The following is a 23,328-nucleotide window of genomic DNA, read 5'->3' on the forward strand; positions in this document are numbered from 1 at the left end:
ATCACCAAGGGCGCTTTTATGAGCTGTAATAGCTTATAACTGCCGCCTTTTTCTTGTTATACAGGGGGGTTCTCATCCAATCCATTCTGATGATATCAGCTTCTGTTGAGGTTTAGGTGACGGCGAGCATATTATAGATCTTTAACGTGCGCAGATCTTCCTTAGACATTTTCAGCTCGTTATATAACTCCTGATTTTCAGGCAAGGGCGTTCGAGAGAATAGCATTTTCAAAGCGATGGGCATAAAGGGACGGAAGGAAACGCCTGCCATCAACCCCCACTTTTTCTCGGATTCCTGAAAAGATGCCAAAATGTTAATATACAGGTTCTCCAGCGGTGTGGCCTGATTTTTCAGAATCAGCGTGGTGAGTGTGTCGTAATGCTCGGTGTGCCCCCAATACATATTTTCGCATTCCTGATAATTTTCAAAATTCTTGACGTTCATATACATCACGGTTCGATAACGATTCGCGTCCGACTGTGCCATCATGTCAATGACACAACGAATGAGGCTGTTGTTGCGCCCGTCATAAAAATACGAATAAAACCGTGTGGAATTTTTGAAAAAGCTGGACGGTACCGTATTCATAAGAGGAGAGGCTTGCTTGGGTTCAATATACAGCAGCTGCTCCACCTGAATGTTCAATGAATCAGCAATTTGATGCAGCGTGACTACATCAAGGGTAATATCTCCGCTCTCATATTTGGACAGAGTGGCTTTGCTTTTGTGAATCTGATCCGCCAGCTGCTGGACCGTTAACCCTTTCCATTTGCGAAAATTACGGATTTTCTTGCCCACTTCTTTGTTGATGGTGTTCATATCGGATCTCCTTCTGCTAAGTTTCTTAAGAATATGAGAAAAGGTGAAACCTCTCGTTAAAATCAATCTATACGAAAAATATAACACGTTTTTCATGAAAATACCTATTCAGAAGAAACATTAAGATGGATTTGTTTCTTCTGAATAGATTCAATTGCGTTTGATGTAACTTCTAAGCCATGAAATAATGTGTCTAACAGAACCTCATCCCAGGATGGAGAACAGAGAGAAAGAGGCGCAGAAGGCTATGAAGTATGATTTTGATGAGATTATTGATCGCACAGGAACCAATGCCATGAATACGGACGGTTTCCGTCAATATATTTTTAACGCAACGGAAGATATGAAATTTCCCTTTAAGGATGAAGAATTTATTCGCATGTGGATTGCAGATATGGAGTTTGCCACCCCTCCCGAAATACGGGAAGCAGTCAAGGAGCGCCTGGACAGGAAGATTATGGGGTACTCTCAGGTGTTCGATCCGGCATACTATGAAGCTGTCTCCAACTGGATGAACAGATACTACGACTGGTCCTTTCCCAAGGAGCATCTGGAGACATCACATGGGATCATTCCTGCTCTATATGAACTAGTTGAATATATTTGCAAGCCGAATGAGAAGGTGCTGATTGTGACACCCTCCTATGGTTATTTCAAATCGGCTGCGGAGCATAATCATCTTGAACTGGTTTGCTCGGATTTGATCAACGAGCAGGGACATTATTCAATAGACTTTGCAGATTTTGAAGCCAAAGCCAGTGATGAACAAGTCACGTTATGTATTTTCTGCAATCCGCACAATCCGTCTGGACGCGTATGGACAACAGAAGAGTTACAACGTGTGGGCGAGATCTGTCTGAGCCATAACGTGTGGGTGATCTCGGATGAAATTCACTGTGACTTGCTGCGTACAGGTAAGAAGCATACACCTCTTGCCAAGCTGTTCCCGGATACGGATCGAATCATTACCTGTATGTCTCCAAGCAAAACGTTCAACATGGCGGGCCTGATGTTCTCCAACGTGATTATTGCCAATGAAGGACTCCGAACGACCTGGCAGACACGGCATTATGGATTCAAAAATCCGCTGAGCATTGCAGCGACTCAGGCTGCTTACGAACATGGCGACGAATGGCTGAAGCAGTTGAAAATGTATCTCGACGACAATTTTGCCGTTGTGGATCAATATGTGAAACGTTATCTGCCACAGGCGGTCTTTCATATTCCGGAAGCTACGTATCTGGCATGGATTGATATTACGGCATACGTCCCCGCAAATGTAAACCTGCCTTTATTTTTCGCTCAACAAGCGGGGGTATTACTTGAAGATGGACATATGTTTGTAGCTAATGGAGGCGGGTGTATCCGCCTGAACCTGGCATGTCCGCGTTCGGTTCTTGAAGAGGGGCTCAGAAGAATAAGCACTGTATTGGTCAATAAAGATGAGGGCGTACCTGTTCAAGTCTGATTTAAGTTTATCTATAAACAAAATACTGGGTTTCTTTAACTCTGTAGTACCGATTCAAAGTACAACAATTTACAGCAATAGCTATTCCATGTTCAGTCTGAAGTAACGTTAGTTATACAGGCAACCCTACCCCCTGATGTACACTTCTGGTCTGCTGTCCCCGGTTATGTTAAAATGGTGGATAGTCTATGAGTCGTAGGATACGGCTCACGCAGGTGGCAGTTCGTTATGTGGACTGCACGGATAGGTATTCATCAGGGAAAGGAGCCTTTACATATGTTTGGAAATGATTGGGACACCTTGCTTCAGGAAGAGACTGAAGCCGAGTATTTCAACAACATTCGTTATGCACTCGCCGCCGAGTATAAAACTCAGACCATCTTTCCACCCAAGGAAGATTTGTTCTCGGCTCTTAAACTGACCCCGTATCATAAGGTTAAGGCCGTTATTATTGGTCAGGACCCTTATCACGGAGCGGGCCAGGCTCAAGGATTAAGTTTCTCGGTCAGACCGGGGGTGCGCATTCCTCCTTCTTTGAAAAATATATATAAGGAGCTTCACGCGGATCTGGGTCTGCCGATTCCGAATCACGGATCGCTGGTTCATTGGGCAGAGCAGGGTGTGCTGCTGCTTAATGCAGTTCTGACGGTACGGGAGGGGCAGCCGAACTCCCATCAGGGACTTGGTTGGCAGACGTTTACAGACGCTGTCATCCGGACATTGAATGAACGTTCAGAACCGATGGTATTTATGCTTTGGGGCAGTCATGCCCAGAAGAAAGGGGCATTCATTAACCGGGATAAACACCTGGTGTTGGAGTCTACGCATCCAAGTCCGCTTGCAGCACATCGTGGCTTCCTGGGCAGTCGTCCTTTTTCCAAAGCCAATGAATTTTTGACCTCCAGAGGTATTGAACCGATCGATTGGACGATACCGGAAAACTAGACAAACGGGGGGCGATGGCATTGCGACATTGGGTAGGACGGAAAGTAGCCGTATATCGTGCAACCGGCATACGAGAGCCACTGAAAGGAACGCTGGTCGAGTGGGATGAAGAAGCGGATTGTGTACGAATCGGACCCAAACGAATCAAGGTATCGTTCGACAATATCGCAATGATTCGGCCTCTGCCTGAAGAGAGCCTTCCCTTGAAAAAAGCGCGTTCCGAGGTGCACAAGGTAGGATATGTGATGAAAAAGGCCGTACAGTTTGAAAATGCCATCTATTTCAAATCAAAGGTTATGATTTGGCGTCGGGCCAAAATTGTAGCCTTATCCACAACGATTTTACGTCATGATGATGATCAGGTTGAGCTTGCAGACGGCCGGATACTTCGCAAGGACAAGCATATGTTTGTGGTGCGCTCACGGCGTGGAATACGATAAGTTCACTGATATTTAATATTCATTTCATGCAAAGATCATATGGATTTAATGTTCGGCCTTTATAGTAAACAGTATAACAACCCCTTCTAAATGATGTGTACTAAATATGGGAGCCCGACCGGCTGCAAACGGTCGGGTGTTTTTTTATTCACTTGAGTATGATGAGTGATGTAACATAGTATTTACATTCATGTTATACACTAATGAAATAGATCATGAGAAGGAGTGAAACCCAGTGAAACGTATATGTGTTTTTGCAGGCTCCAACCCGGGAAATCACCCCGACTACACACAGCAGGCTATTAAATTGGGTAAACAGATTGCCGATAGCGGTTATGCACTTGTCTATGGCGGTTCATGTATGGGGTTAATGGGTGCGGTCGCGGATGCTGCTCTGGAACAGGGCGGAGAAGTGATTGGTGTCATGCCGACGGGCTTGTTCCGGGGAGAAGTGGTACATGGAGGTCTTACGCAGCTGATTGAAGTGGGGACGATGCATGAACGCAAGGCAACGATGGCCGAGCTGTCCGACGGATTTGTGGCTCTTCCTGGTGGTATGGGGACATTTGAAGAACTATTCGAGGTTCTTTGCTGGGCACAAATTGGCATTCATCGTAAACCCGTTGGTTTGTTAAATGTAAACGGATATTACGAGCCGTTGATGAAAATGGTGGAGCACAGTGTGCAGGAAGATTTCTCTAATACCTCACATCTCAGTCTATGGAGTCTGGAATCTGATCCGGATGAATTGTTGAATCGGATGTCATCCTATATTCCGGCACAGTTGACCCAGAAATGGTCACAGCTTCAGGATAAATAACTACCCGCTCCAGCGGAAAACTTTTTGATGTGCCCAAGCAAGTTCCCTCCCTAAACATAGTCTATAGTGTACTTTCTTAAAAGAGGGGAGTGTCACTCATGAGCGAAATCAAAGGCACAGGATACGGTTACGGATACGGCGGCTTTGGCGGTGGAGCATGGACATCAACAGGCGCAATTTTGGTGTTGTTCATCCTGCTCGTTATCATCTCTCGTACATTCGTTCTGTAATTCGATCAGCCATTCCGGGACGGTGACGTAATCGCCAGGGCAATGCCCGATGAAGAAATGGCCTTTCCAAAGAGACGCCGGTGTAGCTGGCGTCTCAGGGGAACGGTTTTTTCTGTTTGCAAAAAAAAGAACTCCGTCTCCATGGAAAAGAGAGACAGAGTGGGGCAAGGGGAGTTAGACCGTTACCTCAGTATCACCAGGCAAACTGAGTGTTCTCCAGGCAATGTATAGTCCAATTGCGGCTGCAATAAGTGCAAGAATGGCAGCGATAAAAGCCAACTTATCCAGTTGACTCTGTTCTTCAAGAACAGATGATTGATTACTCGTTTTGTCGGGAACAGACAGCCCCCGAACGGATGCCTTTTTCATGTGTTGGCGTGGTCCGGGGGGCGTTCTTGTTTTGCTGGTGGGTTTGCCGGATCTGCTTTTGGCAGAAATTCGGGGCAAGGGAGCTTTTTTGGAGGAAGATTTGGCAGATACAGATCTGTTCTTCGTTAGGGGTTTCAATGGGCGACCTCCTTACAGCGGAGTGCAGTTGTCTATGACTGATACTATATTATGTCTGCTTTACAGATTGAGTTCGCAAAATGAGTGAATCCCCAGCCCTCCAAGATGTTGCCCTGTTCACGGACTGGGCATGCAATTAAATGCTCTGTTAATACAGGTATGACAAACTGCGTTTATAGTGAGAATCATAGAGTTAATGTTGAACTCAGGAGGCGCTGGAATGAAAAGAATTGAAAATATCGCCCATAGGGGAGCATCTGCCGTATGCCCCGAGAATACGATGGTGGCGTTTGAACGCAGCTTGCAGTTTGGAGCGACAGGCATTGAAACGGATGTACAGCTGTCCAGTGATGGTAGACTGGTACTGATCCATGATGAGACGTTAAGCCGCACTGCCGGAGCAGAAGGCTGGGTCAAGGATAAATCGGTAGAAGAATTGCGTACTCTGGACGCAGGAGCTTGGTTCCATGCCGATTTTGCTGGAGAACGTATTCCTTCTTTGGATGAATTATTCGATCTGGTTCGGGGGAAAGACATTTTACTTAACCTGGAATTGAAAAATGGCATTGTTAGTTATAAGGGAATGGAAGAAAAGTTGATACAAGCGATTCGGAATTGGGGCATGGAACAACGGGTCATTCTATCCAGCTTCAATCATGCCTCGGTAGTGAGGTGCAAACGTCTTGCCCCGGAAATTCGCACAGCAATTTTATATATGGAAAAGCTGTACCGCCCATATGATTATGCTGCCAAACTGGAAGCTTCTGCTCTACATCCCTACAAGGTTACTGTAACACGAGAAGAAGTTGCTGCTGCGTTGGCTCAGGGCATTGCAACACACCCGTTCACGGTGAATGATCCTGCCGAAATGCAGGAATTGATCGATATGGGTGTGAAGGGACTTATTACAGATGTGCCGGATGTGCTGACAGCATTGACTGCTGTACATAGTCGTTAAATCATATGTAAAACCAAGGTGCTGCATTGGAGTTCTTATACTCCATGCAGCTTTTTTTAGTACAAAAATTCATTTATGCAATAAACTTGTCCCATTTGTCCATTGCCAGAGACAGCTAGTTGACATACAATGGTCTATGGGAATGAGAATCAATATCAATATCAGTTTTGTATTAATAGAGAGGTGATTGTTATGTACATAGGATCTGTCTACATCACTCATAACAAGGGTGGGGGCATATGAGTTCGAAAGTTTCATCGGCAAGTCAACCTACGGAATCACCGACAGCCAAAATACACACTCGTCCCTGGGCTGCCACATTGATCCTGACCGGGGGGATTCTTCTGCTCGCGCTGGGTATGGCGTTATCCATTTCATTTGGAGCCGCAGATATCAAGCTGGGCGTTGTATGGCAGGCGATTTTCAACTTCAATCCTGAACTGACTCCGCATCAGATCATATGGGAAATTCGGTTACCGCGTATTCTGGGTGGAGCGATGGTTGGGGCCTGCTTTGCTGTAGCTGGTGCGATTATGCAGGGGATGACCCGTAACCCGCTGGCAGATTCCGGGTTGCTCGGACTGAATGCTGGCGCAGGATTTGCGCTCGCGATCTGCTTTGCCTTTTTCCCGGGCATGCCATATATGTATATCATTCTGTACTCCTTCGTTGGTGCAGGACTTGGGGTTCTGTTGGTCTATGGTTTCGGTGCAGCGTCCAAATCCGGGCTTACACCTCTCCGGCTCGTTCTGGCGGGGGCGGCAGTGTCTGCGATGCTGTCAGCACTCAGTGAAGGGATTGCACTGTATTTCAAAATTGGACAAGACCTCGCTTTCTGGACAGCAGGCGGTGTAGCCGGGACGAAGTGGTCCCAGTTGGAAGTGATGTTCCCCTGGGTGCTGGCTGCGCTTATTGCAGGGATTATTATCTCCCGTTCCATTACGCTGCTTAGCTTGGGAGAAGATATCGCCGTTGGGTTGGGTCAACGTACTGGCCTGATCAAGCTGGTTGGTCTGATTGTTGTATTAATCCTCGCAGGTACAGCTGTATCCGTGGTGGGTGCTGTTGGCTTTGTAGGACTTATCATTCCCCATCTCACACGTAAGTTAGTTGGGGTCGATTATCGCTGGATTATTCCATGTTCCGCAGTGATGGGCAGTCTGCTGCTCGTATTCGCGGATCTGGCTGCACGTATGATTAACCCGCCATATGAGACGCCAATTGGCGCCTTGGTTGCCCTAATTGGGGTACCTTTCTTCCTCTATCTGGCGCGTAAAGAAAGGAGGACTCTGTAACGATGGAATCCTCAACTCTGGTTGGAGCAGAACGCAAAAAGAGAACAAAAAGCACCATTGTCATGATTGTGCTTGGTGCGTTGATTATTACAGCTTTTATTATCAGTATGAATACAGGATTCACTCGGCTTTCTCCACTTGAGGTGATGCGGACCCTGTTTGGCGGTGGGACAGCTAAGCAGGAACTGATCTTGTTTGAATTCCGTTTGCCGCGTATCGTCATTTCGGTTCTGGTCGGTGCGGGACTTGCGCTATCCGGTTGTATTCTGCAGGGGGTATCCCGAAATCCTCTGGCTGATCCAGGGATTCTCGGTATCAACGCTGGGGCCGGATTGGTTGTGATGTTGTTTGTTTCCTTCTTCCCGACAACGACGGCGGCTCCGGTATTTTTGCTGCCAATCCTGGCCCTGATCGGGGCAACTTTTGCTGCATTTCTGATTTATGTGCTCTCTTACAAAAAGGGAGAGGGGCTCATGCCTACGCGCATGTTGCTTACAGGGATTGGGGTAGCGGCAGGAATCAGCTCAGCCATGATCGTGTTAACACTTCGGCTTAGTCCGGAGAAGTATCAATTTGTGGCCACCTGGATGGCAGGTAGCATCTGGGGTTCCAACTGGAAATTCGTAACGGCGCTGCTGCCGTTTCTCATTGTTCTTGTGCCGCTTGTTCTGTATAAAGCCCGTGTGCTCAATGTACTGAACCTTGGTGACCAAACAGCAAGTGGTCTCGGCGCACCGGTGGAACGCGAAAGACTGATCCTGCTGGCTGCAGCCGTGGGACTGGCAGGATCATGCGTATCCGTCAGTGGCGGTATTGGTTTTGTGGGTCTGATTGGTCCACATTTGGCACGTCGTCTCGTGGGACCAAAACATCAGTTCCTTTTGCCTGCATCCGCACTGGTCGGATCATTGCTTGTGCTTGTTGCAGATACGCTGGGACGCGTAATCTTGCAGCCTTCAGAGATTCCGGCAGGTATTCTGGTTGCCATCATTGGTGCCCCGTACTTCCTGTATCTCTTGAGCAAAACGAAATAGAAAGCAATCATATTGTATGGTTGCTATAAGGAGGACTTCAGTCCATGCTTCGCCGTTTCTTTGCCTATTATAGGCCTTACAAAAAGCTGTTCATTCTGGACTTTAGCTGCGCGATTTTCGTAGCTCTGCTGGAACTGGCCTTCCCGCTGGCAGTTAATAGAGTCGTGGATGACCTTTTGCCAGGGGGACGCTGGGACTGGATATTATGGGCATGTCTTGCGCTGCTCGCGATCTATCTATTAAACTCGTTCCTCAACTTTGTTGTTACATACTGGGGACATAAGCTTGGTATTAATATCGAGACCGATATGCGTAAGGCTCTTTTCAATCATGTACAGAAGTTATCATTCCGTTTCTTTGACAATACCAAAACCGGACACCTGGTCTCTCGCATGACCAATGACCTGATGGATATCGGCGAGATTGCCCATCATGGTCCGGAGGATGTATTTATCGCAGTAATGACGTTGATCGGTGCATTCAGCATCATGATGAGCATTAACGGAAATCTGGCCGTGTTAACATTTATTATCGTGCCGCTCATTATTTATCTTTCCTTGTATTTTGGCAGCAAGATGTCCAAGGCATTTAGCCGAATGTTCGGGGATATAGCGGATTTCAACGCACGTGTAGAAAACAATGTAAGTGGTATTCGCGTGGTTCAGGCTTTTGCTAATGAAGAGCATGAAAAAGCACAATTCGCTGTAAACAACAGCCGTTTCCGTCAAACCAAACTGATCGCGTACAGAATCATGGCCTGGAACTCTTCCATCAGTTACATGCTGATGAAGCTGGTATCCCTCTTTGTACTGGTATGCGGCACATGGTTTGTCATTCAAGGCAGTATGAGCTATGGTCAATTTATTGCATTTATTATGCTGTCCAATGTGTTTCTTACACCCATTCAGAAGATCAACTCCGTTATTGAGACGTATCCCAAAGGGATTGCGGGTTTCAAACGTTATACGGAATTGCTCGATATGGAGCCGGACGTTGAAGATCGACCGGGTGCCACTACGGTATCTCATCTGCGTGGAGATATCCGATATGAGCAGGTGACCTTTGGCTATTCGGATCAGGAGCCTGTTCTGAAAGGGATTGATCTGAATATTCACGCTGGTGAAACAGTGGCCCTTGTTGGACCATCGGGTGCAGGGAAAACAACGCTGTGCAGTCTGCTGCCTCGTTTCTATGATGTGCTGGAAGGTCGCATCACGATCGATGGTCAGGAGATTCAAGACATGACGCTGGATTCATTGCGCAGTCAGATCGGAATTGTTCAGCAGGACGTGTTCCTGTTCGATGGAACCGTTCGTGAGAATATTGCGTATGGCAAGCTGGATGCAACAGAAGAAGAAATCTGGATGGCAGCTCGTCGTGCACAGATGGAAACACTGATCACATCCATGCCGGAAGGAATGGACACGTTAATTGGTGAACGCGGTGTGAAACTGTCCGGCGGACAGAAACAGCGTTTGTCCATTGCACGTATGTTCCTGAAGAATCCTCCGATTCTAATTTTGGACGAAGCTACATCTGCATTGGATACTGAGACAGAAGCAGCGATCCAGCAATCCCTTGCGGAATTGTCCGAAGGACGGACTACCCTGGTTATTGCCCACAGATTGGCTACGATCAAAAATGCGGATCGCATTATTGTGGTTGCCGAGCAGGGAATTACAGAGCAGGGCAGACACGAAGAATTGCTTGAAGCAGGTGGAGTATACAGTCGTCTGCATTATGCGCAGTTTGGTGCTTGAACGTAACAGAAAGTTCGTGAACTCTGATTCTGCATAAGAAAGCTGTATATGAATTTAAAAAAGACGCCTTCGTCTACTCATGATCCTGAGTAAGATGAAGGCGTTTTTATCTACTTTTTATTATCACGTTCCTGAGCTTGCGGTTGCTTTCATCGTTATAGTTCCTCCCACATAGGTTACTTATTGGATAATGATAATCATTGTTAATTTAATCGAATGTGTTCAGTTTATCGAAAGCGGGAGGGCAGTACAATGGACAAACAGGCGGAAAACTTTTGTACAAAAATAAGGGGGATTTGAAGGAGAGGAGACAAACGTTATGTTGTACATTTTCATAACCTGGCTAATTTTAATGTTGATTCTACTGGCTCAAGGCATCCAAAAGAATTCCAAGGATAGAGAGGGATCTGATTTAAAACGTTGGGGCGAGCAGTACAGAAAGAAGTGATTTTGTTGCCCTCAAGTTTATGATAAACATACGTTTGTATTGCAACAATAACCAAATATGGAACGTTGAAATCAGCAATAGGTTTTAATAAAGGGGATTTAATTTTGTGATTCAGGAAAGTTCATACCGAAGAGCAGTCCTTAACAACCTTGAACAGCTTAATGCCTTTCGGGGTTGTTTTTTTGTCAAAAACAGATTATTCATTAAAGTACAAGCATTATTACATATAACATGAGTGATATTTTGTTTCGGAGTTGGGCTAACGATCTACTTATGTTTAGTCTGCAATCCACGAAAAACGAACGTAAGTTTTACAAATGAATTGACTTTTTGTCCTGACAATAATATATTAATGTCAGGACAAAAAAAGAGGTGAAGCGATGTCCTCCAAAAAGATGGGGCGTCCTAAATCTGACAAACCCAAAAGCAAGACGATCGAGATACGTGTCGATGATGAAATTATGAACAAGCTCGATTTTTCAGCTGAGAAGTTGAGTACGAACCGATCAGACATCGTTCGCAAAGGGATTGAGAAGATTTACGACGAGCTCCAAAAATAAAAAAAGGAAGCAGCGTTCGTCCCGACAAGAACAGCGCTGCTTCCTATCCCGCAATCACTTAGAATGAGCTGACTGCATAAATATCCTACCATGTGCAGAACGTTCATTCAAGTCGATGCGAATCCATTTCTAGGAGGATGCACATGAATTCAATTTTGGAAGCACTTTATAACGGGCGACTTCGCCCGGACGAGACGATGATGCCGACACATCCTGAATATAAAATGTTGGGTAGACAAATTGCGGCTCTGACAGAACAATGGAAGAGTCGATTGAGCGAGGACGAATTCCGTGAGCTTGAACAGTTGTTCGACTTGTGTGGTCAATGTGATGGTATGCACAGCGAAGCTGCATTTGTTCAGGGTTTTCGACTGGGGGCCAACATGCTGATTGAAGTGATGAGTCAACGTGAGGAGTCGGTTCTGGCGAATTCTACAAATTGTAGTGTAGGAATGATTTGATGATGTAGAAGTTTATGAAAAAAGAAGGTGTGATTTTGATTTTGTATCAAGGAAAGTCAAGAAAATTCATCATTATATTGTTATCGTTGTATACTTGTTTAACATTTTATTTCTTATTCCTGGGCTTCGATAGAAGCTCGTCCAGTCCCGATCAGGGCTTGCGATACAGCTTATCCCTTCAAGGAATTCCTTTACATTTTCCAATGGGGAGAGATTTTAAGATTTGGTTTTTTGAAATGGGGAACTTTGCAGCATTCATCCCCTTCGGGATGGTCATTCCGCTCGACAGCGATTATTTTTTCAATAGGTACGATCACTGTTGTTGGTGGCCTCAATCATTATTTAGATAACGTTGACGGAAAAAGTGTCGCACTGAATGAACTTGTTTCGAGTGACGGGGCTGTAGTATGGGATGAAGAACTGTCCAGTTTTACAGTAGGCCAGACCAATGTCGAGCCTCGAATCAATCTGTACAGTAGAGAAAAACAAAAAACGAATGAGTTTTCATATCTCTTAAATGGAAAATACAAAAATATGAAAGGTTATTTCGCTATACCGGACGATGTTGTCCGCACAGCAAGCCATGAGACTATTACAATAAGCTTTATCGCCGATGGCACAGAAATCTATTCCTTGGTTGTATCAGCGAACAGCGGGGAGAACCATCCTGACTCTTTTCAAACTCCGTTAAAGGGAGTTAATGAACTGACTATAAAAGTAATAACCGATGGTTCAAATCTGATGACCAATATAGTGATGTGGGACATTACACTTACTGAGCCAAATACAGGGCAAAAGTGCATCAACAGCATTAAATCCATATTTTAACATATCAATAAAAGCCCTCGATCCTGGCCACTGAAGCAGCAAGATCTGAGGGCTTTATCCATTTTCATGCCATATCAACAAAAACAGCTAGTACATTCGTTACATAACGCTACCTTAATCCGCAATATTTCCCGCCATCTTGAGACGACGTGCAATTTCCTGGAAGTCTTCCTGCGAAATGCCTGGTGCGAATTCTTCTTCCACCGCAGGAGCTTCAGGAATCGGGTACCCTTCAGGTACGCCTTGAATGACTTCCAGCGGTTGTCCATCTTCGGGGTGTGTCCCTTTCCAGATCTGACTGATCGCAGTAAAGTCTTTATCACTATAGGTATACAGCTTGGTGTGTAGACCTTTTTCTTCGTATTTCCACGCCTCGTTAAAGGATTTGTTGCTCAGGGATGGAATCGGCACCAACTTAGTCACATTCACTCCGGTTGCAATCTCAAGCGCTTTAGCATAAGCGACCACATGCACGCCGCCGCGGACCAGCAAATAGCCTACAACTGCCCGGGCTGCGGGGTGATCGGTCATTTCATAAACTTTCATTTTATGTGTACGTGCTCCGCATTCAAGGAAAAAATTATGAAGCAGATCTTCGACTAGATTCCCACTGTTAAAGACATGGGCGCCTGTCCATGGATTGCCCATGGAGTCGAAAGGCATTGCTCCCTGTGCGCCAGCCAGGAAATGATAGGACAGGCGCGCATCCTTCACGGAACCAAGCGGTGTATCGTCAGGCTCTTTGTATTCGGTGGAACCTCTGAGGCATTTGTTAATGCCATGAGATACAAGCTCTACATGACCCAATTCTTCGGCGGTGATACTCATCACCAGATCGTAGAAGGGTTTCAATTTTTCTTTGGAGCGAAAATTAAAGGATTGATAGAGGTAGTTGTTCAACGTTGACATCTCTCCGAATTTACCACCCAGCAATTCTTGTATCGCTGCCGCTGCATTCGGGTCCGGTCTCTCGACATTGGGGATTTCAATTGCGATTTGATCCATACGTTTGAACATTCGGGTGTAACCTCCTCGAAATGATTGCTCAGAATAATGAAGTGATGCTGTCATGGCCTATTACACGTTTATCGAATACGTTAAACCCATAATTATACAAATAAGGCTTAAGACGTATGTAGTTAATTCTACATTTGTTATTTCCAATTCCGTGTTATTTATGTACAATCAGGACGAATGAAGTGAAATATGGTTGTCATTATCTGAACTAAATGAAGGAGAAACGGAGAGTGCGCAAAAATTGGATTATGGTAGGATGGGGTGTCCTGCTGCTTGTCGTTTTTGGATGTAGCGATGTTACGGCAGCATATGCAGATTATCCGAGTGAGCTGGATCAACAAAGAAAAAATGAGCTTATAGAAAAGTACGGTCTGGAAAAGCCGGAAGATCCACCACCGCGAAATCTTTTATTGGAGGGTGACTGGGGGATGAGCTTCAAATCACCAATTGAACAGTATAATATGGTGATTTTTACCATTCAATCGCTCCAGCAACCGATTACGTTTATCCTTCGTCTACTGGTGTAAAATAAACTTCTACAGGGCAGGCTAACGTAAACATTGTCCCGAGGAGTGAATGATATGAGAATGCTCATCGTAGCCCTGATGACGGTGATACTAAGTTTAAGTGGACTAGCAACAAGTTCAGCAACTGCGATTCCGGATTATGCGAAGTGGGGAATCATTGCAGTGAAAGAAACGCAAACCAAGTACAACGTGGATATTTTGGATTACAAACACATTGGCCGTACCTCGTTAACAGCAGACCAATCCCGTGAACAGTTCAAGTTATGGGTACGTAACAAAGACGGCAAGCAATTTGCTGTATTTGTAAATGTTGATTTTAATCCGTCGACCCAGCAGCTGAAAAAAGTACAATTTACGGAATCGGATCGACGTTGAACTGAACAAGAACTGCACAGCAAGAAAGATAGGAACCAGACTTCCCTGTAAAAGGGATTGAGTCTGGTTTTTTATTTCAAAAAAATCCTTTTTTTAGTTGTTGAATAAAGAACTTATGTTCGCATATAATAATAAAACAAACACATGTTCTTATTGGAGGGATGATTATGCTAGGGAAATATATTGGACAGATGGTGGAGCTCGTCTACATGGATCGTGCAGGGCATATTACACAGCGGCAGATTCGAATCAACAGTGTGCGGGAAGGGAAGATTAGAGCATCCGCAGGGAAAGAGGGGGCACCCCGAACATTTCTGGAACAAGGTATTCTGGCATGGCGTCCCGTACTCCATAAGGAAGGGAAGGAAGAAATATGCTGAATGATTTTGAACGCAAAATTTTGCGAATTATTGTTAATTATGCAGGGCAGCGCCGCCGGATGCCACGAATGGACGAGTTGGAGAATAAGACGGGCAGAAGCAAGGCGTTCATTCATGAGTCACTGCTGGAGCTTGAGCGCAGGCAGCATATTGTGTGGGAAAACAAGTCTACGCTGGAAGGCATATTAATTCTGCAAGCATGGGAGCAGGAACCACAGCCCATTCGCAAAAGCCAGCCTGCTGGCGATGCCGTGAAATATTTTACCGAATATTAAAACGTAAAAACGCCAACCCGAAATGCCGGATTGGCGCCATGTTAGGCAGCATACATCTATTAGAAGATAGGAAGTTGATCAAGGTTATTGGTTGGGTCGCCGTCTGCATCACCGCGAATGTACATTTCGCCGTCTTTGCCTTTAAAGACGTTCACACCTGCAATGGCTCCTGCTTTGACTTCTGCCAGTGCTTGTTGGTAGTCCAGCACACGTCCGGATGAAGTTTGGAACGCCGTCAGGTCGCCGTCACCATTTTTTTGTACTGCTGTGAAGCTTTCGCGTGTCGTTTGATCCATGATGTCACACTCTCCTTATCTGACCAAATAGGAATCTGGTTACCTCTTTAGCCTGTCCGAATCAAAAAAAAGTATGCACAACATGGCTTATATCGCACGCCCAGGTTATTTACAGGCTCTTTTGCATACGAACATGTAGAATGTCTGCATCATAAAAAGGCTCTTCCGAGATCACTTCATATCCGAGCTTCTCATAGAACTTCTGCGCCTGGCATTGTGCGTCCAAAACAGAGTAGGAAAGTCCCAATTCGCGTGCCCGTTCTTCCATAGCTAACAGCAGCACACGTCCGTACCCGAACGCACGATGAGATTTGAGTACAGCGATACGCTGCATTTTGGCGGTATCCTTGGTGTAATAGATCAGCCGCCCCGTTGCTACAGCCTGTCCATCTGTACTTAACAATACGTGATGCACATCAGGACTGATGATATCATATTGATCAATCTCAATGTCAGCAGGCACCCGCTGCTCGATGACAAAAACATGATTGCGAATATCCAGTGCTTCCTGGAGTTGTTCTTCAGTCGTTACATAACTAATCTCAGCTGCCAATTCCATACCTTCTTTCTGCTCTACGCTATCAGACTGCATTATACAAAAAAATGCTTTTCCTGTATAGTTAAGACTGGAACATACTGGGAGAGGAGAGACGAACCATGGGTATGGCAGGAGTGATGGCAATCACCCTTTTGATGTCGGCCGGAATGATTGCTTTGTTGTATTATGTGACTAAGAAAGCGTACTCTAAAAAGTGGGACGAAGACGAGTGAAATGCGACGTGATATTCCTCAGGGTAAGACTTCAACATTGCCTTGTGGGGAGTAAACGTCATGCACAACAGACTTGGAATACACATCCAGCCAAACGGGCAGATCATTATTAACCTCATGGGGCTCTTTTAACTGTTGGAATTGTACCGTATGTTCATCCCGTTCCAAACTGCAACCGACAGAAACGTATATTAATGCAACAAGCGCAATCAGACAGACTACGTTTTTGGCTGTGATAAATAAACGCAGCTTACGTTCTTTCATGTTCCTCATATGGAAGTCACCTCGTCATCAAAATGGTAATCATTCCTTTATTGTGCACCAATTCGAATAAAATATTACCAATAAAACAATTGACAATGAACACGGTTACTTGGTATGATACTGTTACTTGATTGGCAAACAATTAGATATCATGATCTGTTAGCTCAGCTGGGAGAGCACTATCTTGACAGGGTAGGGGTCAGTGGTTCGAGCCCACTACAGATCATAACGAAAAGTCCTTGCGCAGCAAGGGCTTTTTTCTTTTGTCTGGTTTTACGTTGAAAAATAGAGTGGTCATGGCACCGATGACAACGATGTCCAGTTTCTTTGATGGTTCCATCACCAATGATGAAGTCGATTATATGCCGAACGGGCTGGTGGCCCTGGAATGATCATTGCTCATCCAATCGGCTCCGAAGCGTCGCGTGAATTGACTCCTGAGGAAATCGATGCCCATGCGGATAAACCCTTTATTCTCGGTTTTCGGATTTCACCGGAAGAAATTCATATGCCGGGTATCCTGCTCGAAGACTCTTTGGCTTTTGCCCAGGCTCTGACGAACACTCGGATTGACTACATTCATCTGTCGATGGGAAGTTATAAACGAACATCTTTAAACCAACCCGATGACAAGGAGCCCATCTTAACTAAAAGATATTTATCCAGTACGGAGCAACCATTTCCTGCTATTAAAAGAGGGAATGGTTGTTTTTAATTTTATAATAATGGTTTACAAACACAATTAAATTGTGTACAATCTAATTGTAAGCAAAACAAAAGAGATATCATCTTTACAAAATAAAATTTAAACATGTAGAGGAGCCAATACTCATGAAAACATTATATGAAACTACAGTTATTAATACAGGTGGACGTCAAGGGATTGTGCAATCGCCAGATAACGTATTTATGCTTGATGTCGCTGCCCCACCTGAACTAGGAGGCAAAGTGACGACAGCTACGAATCCAGAGCAATTGTTTGCAGCAGGCTACAGTGCTTGCTTTAATTCAGCGCTGGAGTTTCAGTTGAAGAAACACAAAGTTGAAATTGAGAGAAGCACGGTATCGGCTACGGTTATGCTTGTGACGGACCCTACGGATAATGGTGTGAAGCTGGAAGTGGAGCTTGAAGTTAAAATTGAGGGTCTGGATGAGGAGACAGCACAGAAATTTGTCAAACTTGCTCATGACTACTGCCCATATTCCAAAGGCATCAAAGGGAACGTTAATGTTACCGTAGAAATAGCCTAATCATTAAGTCAAGTCAATTGAACGGTTTCATCTAAAATAATGAAGGCCTCCGAGAAATCGGAGGTTTTTTTTGATATGCTCTTTAATTCTGCAGCGATAACCAATAAATAGATAAAGAAATTAATTATGATTGAAATATACCCATATGGGGTATATTATAAGGGTAGAAATCGAACGTTTAAAGGAGTGCAACTCATGAAAAAGTATGCAATGATATTGCTGACTACGGTGATCACGAGCAGTCTGATGTTAAGTGGATGTGGCAAGAATGCTGAGCAGGATAATAGCAGTAGTGACAGTCATGCAGCTAGCACAGGAGAGATGCACCACTCGGATTCGGGAGAATTACCGGAAGGGCTTCAGGAAAAGAAAAATCCTACATATCCAGTGGGCAGCCAGGCCGTGATGAGTACGGACCATATGACTGGAATGAAGGGTGCAGAAGCGACTATTGTAGGAGCCTATGAGACGACAGCGTTTGCAGTCTCGTACACACCCACCACAGGGGGAGACACTGTAAAAAATCATAAATGGGTCATCCAAGATGAAATTCAGGACCTTACGGATCAACCGTATGCAGCAGGAGCAGAGGTTGTGCTGAACGCTGACCACATTCCAGGAATGAAAGGTGCTAAGGCAACGATTGATTCCGCTGAGCAAACGACGGTATATATGGTTGATTATACCCCGACCACAGGCGGAGATCCGGTGAAGAATCATAAATGGGTTACGGAAGAAGAATTGTCTGCTAAATGAGAGAGCTGAAGTGATAGCTTGAAGTAATAGTTGTTAAACCTCACAATCATGCGTATAACTTGTGTTAATCATCATGTAAATACCAAAACCACCCATTCCTCACTTTTCAAGTGAAAAAGGGTGGTTTTATATAGATCAACGCAAAACTATCTTTTGAAAATCTTCGTGGAAGATATACTCTTATTTAAACAAATGTAGGTTCTGTGAACTGTTATCAGTTACCAGACAATCGTTTCTGGAGTAACACCAACCGGGAACGTTTCCTCAGCTCTATTTTTTCTCCACATACATATTATACCAAGCGTCAGCAATGTATTTAGGATCTGTTGGTGTATCCGGCTTAATGAATACACCAAGAGAGAGGTGACCCACATAAATGCCCTTTCGGAGCGAGGTCCGTATGTAGATTGTTGGCATAGTTTCGTAAACCGCCCAAAGCGATTCCCACGTTACCCATCATCGGGATGGGATATATAGCAGAAAGTCCAGTAGTGAACAGAATCGCTCCAGTCTGGCGTTCCAGCATAGCCGGTAATACCTGTTGCACACTATGAATTGCACCGAGCACCAGACCCTGGAACTGATCCAGTGCATTATCTGTAGTAACATTCATGGCAGGTGTCGGAGGAAACTGTCCAACCGTAGGGCTGAACTCCAGCACATCAATAAAACCGTACTTCTCTTTAATTTGGTCAAAAGCCTGTGTTAATTGTTCCGGGTTATATAAATCGGCTGCGAAGCCGGATGCTTCAATACCTTCTGATTTTAACTGGGCTGCCAGGTTATCGAGTTTGTCTTGGTTTCGTGATACCAGAGCTACCTGAAATCCGTTTTGTCCAAATTTCTGTCCTATAGCCATCCCGAGTCCGGGGCCTGCGCCAACAATGACGATGGTTTTCATCTCATGTTTCTCCTGCAGAATCGTTGTGTAGACAACAGTTCCTATATGCTGAGGTCAGTACTCGCTGCGAACGAAGTTACAGGTCGCTAGGACCCGTACTGGAACTTCAGCTTAGAGAAAAAATCCAGATTATTATGTTGCAACTGTTGAACAGTCAGAAAATTCTAAACCGGAGCATAACTCACGTAAAGAGACAGCCGCAGTCCTTTTAAGCTGGGGGATGTATGGCGCGGCTTATCAATGGAACCAGCAGGGTCGGAACGTGCCAATGGATCAACGACACGCTTCCTCTCCTGTTGTATGGAAATAGCATCTTTTTTGAGAATGAATAAATTTCTGCTCATTTATGGGTTATAATGGAATCATAAGATTAAAGCTGCTGGAAAGGGGAATGTATATGATGGACTTCAGCAAGCCGCCCCATGCCTCCGAATCACATACACACAAACAGCGCCATGAAGAAAAAGAACAACAGCTTTTAGCCGGAGGGAAAAGCATTTGGTGGGAAATCAGCAACTGGCTGATTCTCGGTGGGATACTTGCGGTCATCTTTGTATTGTTTAAGTTCGTTTTCTAGAGAAAGTAAGTTTATTCTTTTGACACACAACCGGGCGAATCCCCATATGATGCATTACTTCAGCAAGTAATTGGGGAAATGGGGAATCCGGGATGGCAAAAGCAAAGGGAAAAAAGGCTCCCGCGTTAAAGAGTGACAAACTTCGTGTATCCATGAAGTTGGTTACTTCGGATGTATGTGAGCGCTGCAAGACCCCCTGTACACGAGGAATGGATTATGCAGCACGGATGCGAACCGATGGAGCTGTAGGCAAGGGCGTACCTTGTATATTGACTCGTCATACTTCGTAATCAGCAGCATAATAAAATTGATCCACAAGAAGTTCGTATAATTACGCATTGCCAACAACTATACTATAGGGGCGTCCTTTAACAGGGAACGCCTCTTTTTGGTCATTCCAAGGGGTGGAAAATAATCTGGATAAAAAATGAAAAATGATGAAAAACAGCGCAACTTTGTGGATGAATCTGCAGTATAAATGTACAGCAGCTAGCAGCAGGGGAGGGAATATTGACGGAATGAAATGGAAAAGAATTTTGCTGTGTGTCACGGTATTCTCCTTGCTCGGCGGGTCTTTATTGTTTGCAGATTCAGTGAACGAGAAGATTCGGGTTCTCATAAACGGCAAGGAAGCAGCTGACGGTGGTTATCTGATTGACGGAACGACCTATGTACCTGTAAGGGAAGCGGGCGGAATCGCCAGATGGGATAGCACAAACAAGAGAGTAACGGTTATCAAACCGAATGTACATATTTTTCTCTTCAAGGGAGATACCGTGTTTGGCAACGTGAACGTGGGTAAGTTGAAATTTAATGTATTCTCACAAGTCGACAGTTTGACAACGGATATAGCTGCTGTGAAGGTGACGATTACCAATCCAAGTGGTGAGGTTAAGGATATTCAGTCCCAAGAGCTTAAGACACAGAAGGATAACTTCTGGTTCCGAACGTACGATTTTACGTATGATTTTAGCCGGGCTGGCAAGTACCAAGTCGGTTTTTATATTAAAGAAAATGCAAACAGTAGTTATGTGCTGGCAGCCGAGAAAATCATTACCGCGCTGAACGAATGAAGCAAAAATAACCTTGTCGGTTAAATTGACCTGAACCATTGAACATGTTACGATATGCAAGGTTACACAATTTCTATTTATAAAGCGAGGTATATCAATGAGCGATCACACACATGAACACGGCGATGCCTGCGGATGCGGTCAAGACCACGACCACGACCACGAGCATGAAGAAGTTCTTCTGACACTGACAGACGAGAACGGAAATGACGTGGAGATGGTTTTGGTGGAGACGTTTGACGTGGAGAAGCATGTTTATGCGCTCCTGCTGGAACGTAACAATCCTGAAGCTGACGGCATCATTCTGCGTATGGAAGAAGAAGACGAGGAAATGGTGCTCTACAATATTGAAGACGAAGAAGAGTGGACCCGTGTTGAAGCGGCGTACAACGAACTCGTTGCAAGCCAAGAATAGTAGTCATCCTTTTGGACTAAAGCAAGAAGGCTCCTTAATTATAGGGGGCCTTTTGTTTGCTTTTTATTAGGTGTATATGTTGTTTTTTCTTGCGACAGGGACAGTGGAATAGGTGGAAAAATGCAAACGATACAGCGACCATAAGCCCATGGCAGGACAAGTCTGTGTGGAGAAAAAATAAAAAAGACCAAGCATCTCGCTTGGTCTTAGAGATCAATCAACCTCATGTGAAAGTTGTTGTTCTAGAAAATCGCATCTGCTTCCACGATGACTTTCACGTTGGTTACGCTACGGTCTTCAGGTCCTTTTACAGGCAGTCCAACTTCAACATGATCAATGATGTAATCGATGTTTTCCTGAGTGATAACCTCACCTGGCAGCAGAATCGGAATTCCTGGTGGATATACGTAGATGAATTCCGAAATAATCCGGCCTGCGGATTCCTTGAAAGGAATAACTTCGGTATCACCATAGAACGCATCACGTGGAGTCAGCATCAGCTGTGGTACATCTGGAACCTTGACCACCAGCTCATGGGCTGGATTCACCTGATAATACGTACGGGATAGATCCTGCAGGGCGTTCAGCAAGATTTCTACGGAGTCATCCGTATCTCCCGGCGTGATGAGGCACAGAATATTATACATATCACTGAGCTCCACCTCGATTTTGTAATGCTCACGTAGCCAGTTCTCTGTTTCGTAGCCTGTAATTCCAAGGTGGCGAACATGAATGGTTACTTTGGTTGGGTCGTAATTAAAGGTAGCCTCTGTACCCAGCAGCTCTCTGCCGAAGCAATACAGTCCGTCCATATCATTAATGGAGCGTCTTGCAAACTCAGCCAGATCAATGGCTTTCTGTGCCATCTGATGGCCATTCAGAGCCAGATTACGTCTCGACGTGTCGAGCGAAGCCAGCAGGATGTATGAAGTCGACGTTGAGGTCAACATGCTCAAAATGGTTTGTACACGTTGCGGATTGACATAACCATTCTTCGTGTTCAGGTTAAGTACGGAACTCTGAGTCATGGAACCACCCAGCTTGTGTACACTCGTTGCAGCCATATCAGCCCCGGCGGCCATGGCGGAGAGCGGCAAATCTTCATGGAAATGAATGAGTACGCCATGCGCTTCATCCACAAGTACTGGAACCTGATAGCTATGCGCCAGTTCAACAATTTCTTTCAGATCGGTACATACACCGAAGTACGTTGGGTTAATGACGAGCAATGCCTTGGCATCGGGATGACGCTCAAGAGCACGTCGGATCGCGCCTGTTGTGACACCGTGATCGATCCCTAGATTGGCATCCTGCGCAGGAGATACGAACACGGGTTTCGCTCCTGAGAAAATGATGGCAGACATGACCGACTTATGCACATTACGGGGAACAATAATCTTGTCACCCGGTTCACATACCGACAGAATCATGGTCATGATGGCACTGCTTGTGCCTTGTACACTAAAATAGGTATAATCGGCTCCGAAGGCATCGGCTGCCAGAATCTGCGCTTCCTCAATGACACCGGTTGGCTGATGCAAATCATCTAGCGGTGCGATGTTAATCAAATCTATGGAGAGGGCATTATCGCCGATAAATTCACGAAATTCGGTATCCGTTCCCAATCCTTTTTTATGTCCCGGAATATGAAATTGCACCGGATTGAGTGCCGCGTGATTTTTTAAAGCGGTAAACAGCGGCGTACGGCGGTGATCCATCAGTGCTGTCACAACCTTTCCTAATTATAATTTGTAAGAAAAACGTCTTTCGACGTAAATTCTATGAAGACAGACCGCATGTAGCGGATGTTTTTCTTGCGATCACGGATTTAGTTCAGCTTCGCTGATAACTTATCATTTTGTAATCTCAAACAAAT

General features: G+C 45.0%; 32 protein-coding genes and 1 tRNA gene. 25 read left to right on the top strand and 8 right to left on the bottom strand.

The window, feature by feature from the left end:
- Positions 1-112: 112 nt before the first annotated feature.
- A complete protein-coding gene (locus BMW94_RS11240) occupies positions 113-820 on the bottom strand; it encodes a helix-turn-helix domain-containing protein (protein WP_072735384.1) in 708 nt (235 codons plus the stop codon).
- A 247-nt stretch (positions 821-1,067) separates the two neighbouring features.
- Here BMW94_RS11240 and BMW94_RS11245 point away from each other — a divergent pair, with 247 nt between their 5' ends.
- The 5 genes from BMW94_RS11245 to BMW94_RS30730 all read left to right on the top strand — a co-directional run bounded on the left by BMW94_RS11245 (position 1,068) and on the right by BMW94_RS30730 (position 4,723).
- Positions 1,068-2,288, top strand: a complete 1,221-nt coding sequence (locus BMW94_RS11245; protein WP_090998326.1) for a MalY/PatB family protein — start codon at positions 1,068-1,070, stop codon at positions 2,286-2,288.
- 276 nt (positions 2,289-2,564) lie between these two features.
- Positions 2,565-3,233, top strand: a complete 669-nt coding sequence (gene ung, locus BMW94_RS11250; RefSeq protein ID WP_090998498.1) for a uracil-DNA glycosylase — start codon at positions 2,565-2,567, stop codon at positions 3,231-3,233.
- A gap of 20 nt (positions 3,234-3,253) precedes the next feature.
- Entirely contained in the window at positions 3,254-3,673 is a 420-nt protein-coding gene (locus BMW94_RS11255) for a hypothetical protein (RefSeq protein WP_090998329.1), read from the top strand.
- 235 nt (positions 3,674-3,908) lie between these two features.
- On the top strand, positions 3,909-4,493 hold the full coding sequence (locus BMW94_RS11260) for an LOG family protein (RefSeq protein WP_090998332.1): 585 nt from the start codon (positions 3,909-3,911) through the stop codon (positions 4,491-4,493).
- Positions 4,494-4,591: 98 nt separating this feature from the next.
- The gene (locus BMW94_RS30730; protein ID WP_211754062.1) at positions 4,592-4,723 is read left to right on the top strand and encodes a YjcZ family sporulation protein; all 132 of its coding nucleotides are present in this window, start codon (positions 4,592-4,594) and stop codon (positions 4,721-4,723) included.
- A gap of 174 nt (positions 4,724-4,897) precedes the next feature.
- Here BMW94_RS30730 and BMW94_RS11265 read toward each other — a convergent pair whose 3' ends face one another.
- The gene (locus tag BMW94_RS11265) at positions 4,898-5,230 is read right to left on the bottom strand and encodes a hypothetical protein (protein ID WP_090998335.1); all 333 of its coding nucleotides are present in this window, start codon (positions 5,228-5,230) and stop codon (positions 4,898-4,900) included.
- Positions 5,231-5,450: 220 nt separating this feature from the next.
- Between BMW94_RS11265 and BMW94_RS11270 the strand changes: the two genes are divergently transcribed.
- From BMW94_RS11270 to BMW94_RS11300, 7 genes are all read left to right on the top strand, one after another.
- Positions 5,451-6,188, top strand: a complete 738-nt coding sequence (locus tag BMW94_RS11270) for a glycerophosphodiester phosphodiesterase (protein ID WP_090998338.1) — start codon at positions 5,451-5,453, stop codon at positions 6,186-6,188.
- 239 nt (positions 6,189-6,427) lie between these two features.
- Entirely contained in the window at positions 6,428-7,483 is a 1,056-nt protein-coding gene (locus tag BMW94_RS11275; RefSeq protein WP_090998341.1) for a FecCD family ABC transporter permease, read from the top strand.
- 2 nt (positions 7,484-7,485) lie between these two features.
- Positions 7,486-8,517 carry a FecCD family ABC transporter permease gene (locus tag BMW94_RS11280; protein WP_024631187.1) on the top strand — a complete coding sequence of 344 codons (1,032 nt, stop codon included), beginning with the start codon at positions 7,486-7,488 and terminating at the stop codon, positions 8,515-8,517.
- A 44-nt stretch (positions 8,518-8,561) separates the two neighbouring features.
- On the top strand, positions 8,562-10,277 hold the full coding sequence (locus tag BMW94_RS11285) for an ABC transporter ATP-binding protein (protein ID WP_063565539.1): 1,716 nt from the start codon (positions 8,562-8,564) through the stop codon (positions 10,275-10,277).
- A gap of 828 nt (positions 10,278-11,105) precedes the next feature.
- Positions 11,106-11,285 carry a CopG family transcriptional regulator gene (locus tag BMW94_RS11290; RefSeq protein ID WP_090998344.1) on the top strand — a complete coding sequence of 60 codons (180 nt, stop codon included), beginning with the start codon at positions 11,106-11,108 and terminating at the stop codon, positions 11,283-11,285.
- Positions 11,286-11,428: 143 nt separating this feature from the next.
- Positions 11,429-11,746 carry a DUF6809 family protein gene (locus BMW94_RS11295; protein ID WP_090998346.1) on the top strand — a complete coding sequence of 106 codons (318 nt, stop codon included), beginning with the start codon at positions 11,429-11,431 and terminating at the stop codon, positions 11,744-11,746.
- 231 nt (positions 11,747-11,977) lie between these two features.
- Positions 11,978-12,574: a hypothetical protein gene (locus BMW94_RS11300; RefSeq protein ID WP_139209332.1), complete on the top strand. Its 597-nt coding sequence runs from the start codon at positions 11,978-11,980 to the stop codon at positions 12,572-12,574.
- Between the two features lie 114 nt (positions 12,575-12,688).
- Here the strand turns inward: BMW94_RS11300 and BMW94_RS11305 are convergent, their stop codons facing one another.
- Positions 12,689-13,591, bottom strand: a complete 903-nt coding sequence (locus tag BMW94_RS11305) for a manganese catalase family protein (RefSeq protein ID WP_090998350.1) — start codon at positions 13,589-13,591, stop codon at positions 12,689-12,691.
- A gap of 230 nt (positions 13,592-13,821) precedes the next feature.
- Between BMW94_RS11305 and BMW94_RS11310 the strand changes: the two genes are divergently transcribed.
- The 4 genes from BMW94_RS11310 to BMW94_RS11325 all read left to right on the top strand — a co-directional run bounded on the left by BMW94_RS11310 (position 13,822) and on the right by BMW94_RS11325 (position 15,148).
- Positions 13,822-14,118 (top strand): hypothetical protein, encoded by a 297-nt coding sequence (locus BMW94_RS11310; protein WP_090998352.1) that lies wholly within the window; start codon positions 13,822-13,824, stop codon positions 14,116-14,118.
- A 54-nt stretch (positions 14,119-14,172) separates the two neighbouring features.
- The gene (locus BMW94_RS11315; protein ID WP_064636525.1) at positions 14,173-14,493 is read left to right on the top strand and encodes a DUF3889 domain-containing protein; all 321 of its coding nucleotides are present in this window, start codon (positions 14,173-14,175) and stop codon (positions 14,491-14,493) included.
- 167 nt (positions 14,494-14,660) lie between these two features.
- On the top strand, positions 14,661-14,873 hold the full coding sequence (locus BMW94_RS11320; RefSeq protein WP_064636528.1) for a hypothetical protein: 213 nt from the start codon (positions 14,661-14,663) through the stop codon (positions 14,871-14,873).
- The gene (locus tag BMW94_RS11325) at positions 14,867-15,148 is read left to right on the top strand and encodes a hypothetical protein (RefSeq protein WP_090998354.1); all 282 of its coding nucleotides are present in this window, start codon (positions 14,867-14,869) and stop codon (positions 15,146-15,148) included. The genes BMW94_RS11320 and BMW94_RS11325 overlap by 7 nt, the downstream gene beginning before the upstream one ends.
- Positions 15,149-15,207: 59 nt before the next feature.
- Here BMW94_RS11325 and BMW94_RS11330 read toward each other — a convergent pair whose 3' ends face one another.
- The 3 genes from BMW94_RS11330 to BMW94_RS11340 all read right to left on the bottom strand — a co-directional run bounded on the left by BMW94_RS11330 (position 15,208) and on the right by BMW94_RS11340 (position 16,488).
- Complete coding sequence (locus BMW94_RS11330) at positions 15,208-15,444, bottom strand: DUF3892 domain-containing protein (protein ID WP_076288193.1); 237 nt, start codon at positions 15,442-15,444, stop codon at positions 15,208-15,210.
- Between the two features lie 109 nt (positions 15,445-15,553).
- On the bottom strand, positions 15,554-15,997 hold the full coding sequence (locus BMW94_RS11335; protein ID WP_090998500.1) for a GNAT family N-acetyltransferase: 444 nt from the start codon (positions 15,995-15,997) through the stop codon (positions 15,554-15,556).
- Between the two features lie 236 nt (positions 15,998-16,233).
- Positions 16,234-16,488 carry a hypothetical protein gene (locus BMW94_RS11340; RefSeq protein ID WP_090998356.1) on the bottom strand — a complete coding sequence of 85 codons (255 nt, stop codon included), beginning with the start codon at positions 16,486-16,488 and terminating at the stop codon, positions 16,234-16,236.
- A 144-nt stretch (positions 16,489-16,632) separates the two neighbouring features.
- Between BMW94_RS11340 and BMW94_RS11345 the strand changes: the two genes are divergently transcribed.
- The 5 genes from BMW94_RS11345 to BMW94_RS11360 all read left to right on the top strand — a co-directional run bounded on the left by BMW94_RS11345 (position 16,633) and on the right by BMW94_RS11360 (position 18,486).
- Positions 16,633-16,705: transfer RNA gene (locus BMW94_RS11345), tRNA-Val, on the top strand.
- Positions 16,706-16,742: 37 nt separating this feature from the next.
- Positions 16,743-16,871, top strand: coding sequence for a hypothetical protein (locus tag BMW94_RS31145; RefSeq protein WP_302848000.1), 129 nt, complete (start codon positions 16,743-16,745; stop codon positions 16,869-16,871).
- The gene (locus BMW94_RS11350; RefSeq protein WP_090998358.1) at positions 16,868-17,194 is read left to right on the top strand and encodes a hypothetical protein; all 327 of its coding nucleotides are present in this window, start codon (positions 16,868-16,870) and stop codon (positions 17,192-17,194) included. The genes BMW94_RS31145 and BMW94_RS11350 overlap by 4 nt, the downstream gene beginning before the upstream one ends.
- A gap of 116 nt (positions 17,195-17,310) precedes the next feature.
- Entirely contained in the window at positions 17,311-17,730 is a 420-nt protein-coding gene (locus BMW94_RS11355) for an organic hydroperoxide resistance protein (protein WP_090998360.1), read from the top strand.
- A 195-nt stretch (positions 17,731-17,925) separates the two neighbouring features.
- A complete protein-coding gene (locus BMW94_RS11360) occupies positions 17,926-18,486 on the top strand; it encodes a YdhK family protein (RefSeq protein WP_090998362.1) in 561 nt (186 codons plus the stop codon).
- Between the two features lie 340 nt (positions 18,487-18,826).
- Here BMW94_RS11360 and BMW94_RS11365 read toward each other — a convergent pair whose 3' ends face one another.
- Entirely contained in the window at positions 18,827-19,387 is a 561-nt protein-coding gene (locus BMW94_RS11365; protein WP_254790210.1) for an SDR family NAD(P)-dependent oxidoreductase, read from the bottom strand.
- Positions 19,388-19,784: 397 nt separating this feature from the next.
- On the opposite strand from BMW94_RS11365, the gene BMW94_RS30465 reads away from it, so the two are divergent.
- From BMW94_RS30465 to BMW94_RS11385, 4 genes are all read left to right on the top strand, one after another.
- Complete coding sequence (locus BMW94_RS30465; protein ID WP_090998364.1) at positions 19,785-19,964, top strand: hypothetical protein; 180 nt, start codon at positions 19,785-19,787, stop codon at positions 19,962-19,964.
- 92 nt (positions 19,965-20,056) lie between these two features.
- Positions 20,057-20,254 (top strand): hypothetical protein, encoded by a 198-nt coding sequence (locus tag BMW94_RS11375; protein WP_072735367.1) that lies wholly within the window; start codon positions 20,057-20,059, stop codon positions 20,252-20,254.
- Between the two features lie 228 nt (positions 20,255-20,482).
- The gene (locus BMW94_RS11380) at positions 20,483-21,037 is read left to right on the top strand and encodes a copper amine oxidase (RefSeq protein ID WP_090998502.1); all 555 of its coding nucleotides are present in this window, start codon (positions 20,483-20,485) and stop codon (positions 21,035-21,037) included.
- A gap of 97 nt (positions 21,038-21,134) precedes the next feature.
- Positions 21,135-21,452, top strand: a complete 318-nt coding sequence (locus BMW94_RS11385) for a DUF1292 domain-containing protein (protein ID WP_063565566.1) — start codon at positions 21,135-21,137, stop codon at positions 21,450-21,452.
- Positions 21,453-21,694: 242 nt separating this feature from the next.
- Here the strand turns inward: BMW94_RS11385 and BMW94_RS11390 are convergent, their stop codons facing one another.
- Complete coding sequence (locus BMW94_RS11390) at positions 21,695-23,170, bottom strand: aminotransferase class I/II-fold pyridoxal phosphate-dependent enzyme (RefSeq protein ID WP_063565751.1); 1,476 nt, start codon at positions 23,168-23,170, stop codon at positions 21,695-21,697.
- Between the last annotated feature and the right edge of the window lie 158 nt (positions 23,171-23,328).

The organism is Paenibacillus sp. OK003 (genome assembly GCF_900109515.1).
GTDB lineage: Bacteria > Bacillota > Bacilli > Paenibacillales > Paenibacillaceae > Paenibacillus > Paenibacillus marchantiae.

Bases quoted from the DNA above. Each gene is read 5' to 3' on its own strand.
- BMW94_RS11240 (WP_072735384.1), bottom strand. From the start codon at position 820: ATGAACACCATCAACAAAGAAGTGGGCAAGAAAATCCGTAATTTTCGC.
- BMW94_RS11245 (WP_090998326.1), top strand. From the start codon at position 1,068: ATGAAGTATGATTTTGATGAGATTATTGATCGCACAGGAACCAATGCC.
- ung (WP_090998498.1), top strand. From the start codon at position 2,565: ATGTTTGGAAATGATTGGGACACCTTGCTTCAGGAAGAGACTGAAGCC.
- BMW94_RS30730 (WP_211754062.1), top strand. From the start codon at position 4,592: ATGAGCGAAATCAAAGGCACAGGATACGGTTACGGATACGGCGGCTTT.
- BMW94_RS11270 (WP_090998338.1), top strand. From the start codon at position 5,451: ATGAAAAGAATTGAAAATATCGCCCATAGGGGAGCATCTGCCGTATGC.
- BMW94_RS11275 (WP_090998341.1), top strand. From the start codon at position 6,428: ATGAGTTCGAAAGTTTCATCGGCAAGTCAACCTACGGAATCACCGACA.
- BMW94_RS11280 (WP_024631187.1), top strand. From the start codon at position 7,486: ATGGAATCCTCAACTCTGGTTGGAGCAGAACGCAAAAAGAGAACAAAA.
- BMW94_RS11285 (WP_063565539.1), top strand. From the start codon at position 8,562: ATGCTTCGCCGTTTCTTTGCCTATTATAGGCCTTACAAAAAGCTGTTC.
- BMW94_RS11290 (WP_090998344.1), top strand. From the start codon at position 11,106: ATGTCCTCCAAAAAGATGGGGCGTCCTAAATCTGACAAACCCAAAAGC.
- BMW94_RS11295 (WP_090998346.1), top strand. From the start codon at position 11,429: ATGAATTCAATTTTGGAAGCACTTTATAACGGGCGACTTCGCCCGGAC.
- BMW94_RS11305 (WP_090998350.1), bottom strand. From the start codon at position 13,591: ATGTTCAAACGTATGGATCAAATCGCAATTGAAATCCCCAATGTCGAG.
- BMW94_RS11315 (WP_064636525.1), top strand. From the start codon at position 14,173: ATGAGAATGCTCATCGTAGCCCTGATGACGGTGATACTAAGTTTAAGT.
- BMW94_RS11320 (WP_064636528.1), top strand. From the start codon at position 14,661: ATGCTAGGGAAATATATTGGACAGATGGTGGAGCTCGTCTACATGGAT.
- BMW94_RS11325 (WP_090998354.1), top strand. From the start codon at position 14,867: ATGCTGAATGATTTTGAACGCAAAATTTTGCGAATTATTGTTAATTAT.
- BMW94_RS11330 (WP_076288193.1), bottom strand. From the start codon at position 15,444: ATGGATCAAACGACACGCGAAAGCTTCACAGCAGTACAAAAAAATGGT.
- BMW94_RS11340 (WP_090998356.1), bottom strand. From the start codon at position 16,488: ATGAGGAACATGAAAGAACGTAAGCTGCGTTTATTTATCACAGCCAAA.
- BMW94_RS11350 (WP_090998358.1), top strand. From the start codon at position 16,868: ATGATCATTGCTCATCCAATCGGCTCCGAAGCGTCGCGTGAATTGACT.
- BMW94_RS11355 (WP_090998360.1), top strand. From the start codon at position 17,311: ATGAAAACATTATATGAAACTACAGTTATTAATACAGGTGGACGTCAA.
- BMW94_RS11360 (WP_090998362.1), top strand. From the start codon at position 17,926: ATGAAAAAGTATGCAATGATATTGCTGACTACGGTGATCACGAGCAGT.
- BMW94_RS11365 (WP_254790210.1), bottom strand. From the start codon at position 19,387: ATGAAAACCATCGTCATTGTTGGCGCAGGCCCCGGACTCGGGATGGCT.
- BMW94_RS30465 (WP_090998364.1), top strand. From the start codon at position 19,785: ATGATGGACTTCAGCAAGCCGCCCCATGCCTCCGAATCACATACACAC.
- BMW94_RS11375 (WP_072735367.1), top strand. From the start codon at position 20,057: ATGGCAAAAGCAAAGGGAAAAAAGGCTCCCGCGTTAAAGAGTGACAAA.
- BMW94_RS11380 (WP_090998502.1), top strand. From the start codon at position 20,483: ATGAAATGGAAAAGAATTTTGCTGTGTGTCACGGTATTCTCCTTGCTC.
- BMW94_RS11385 (WP_063565566.1), top strand. From the start codon at position 21,135: ATGAGCGATCACACACATGAACACGGCGATGCCTGCGGATGCGGTCAA.
- BMW94_RS11390 (WP_063565751.1), bottom strand. From the start codon at position 23,170: ATGGATCACCGCCGTACGCCGCTGTTTACCGCTTTAAAAAATCACGCG.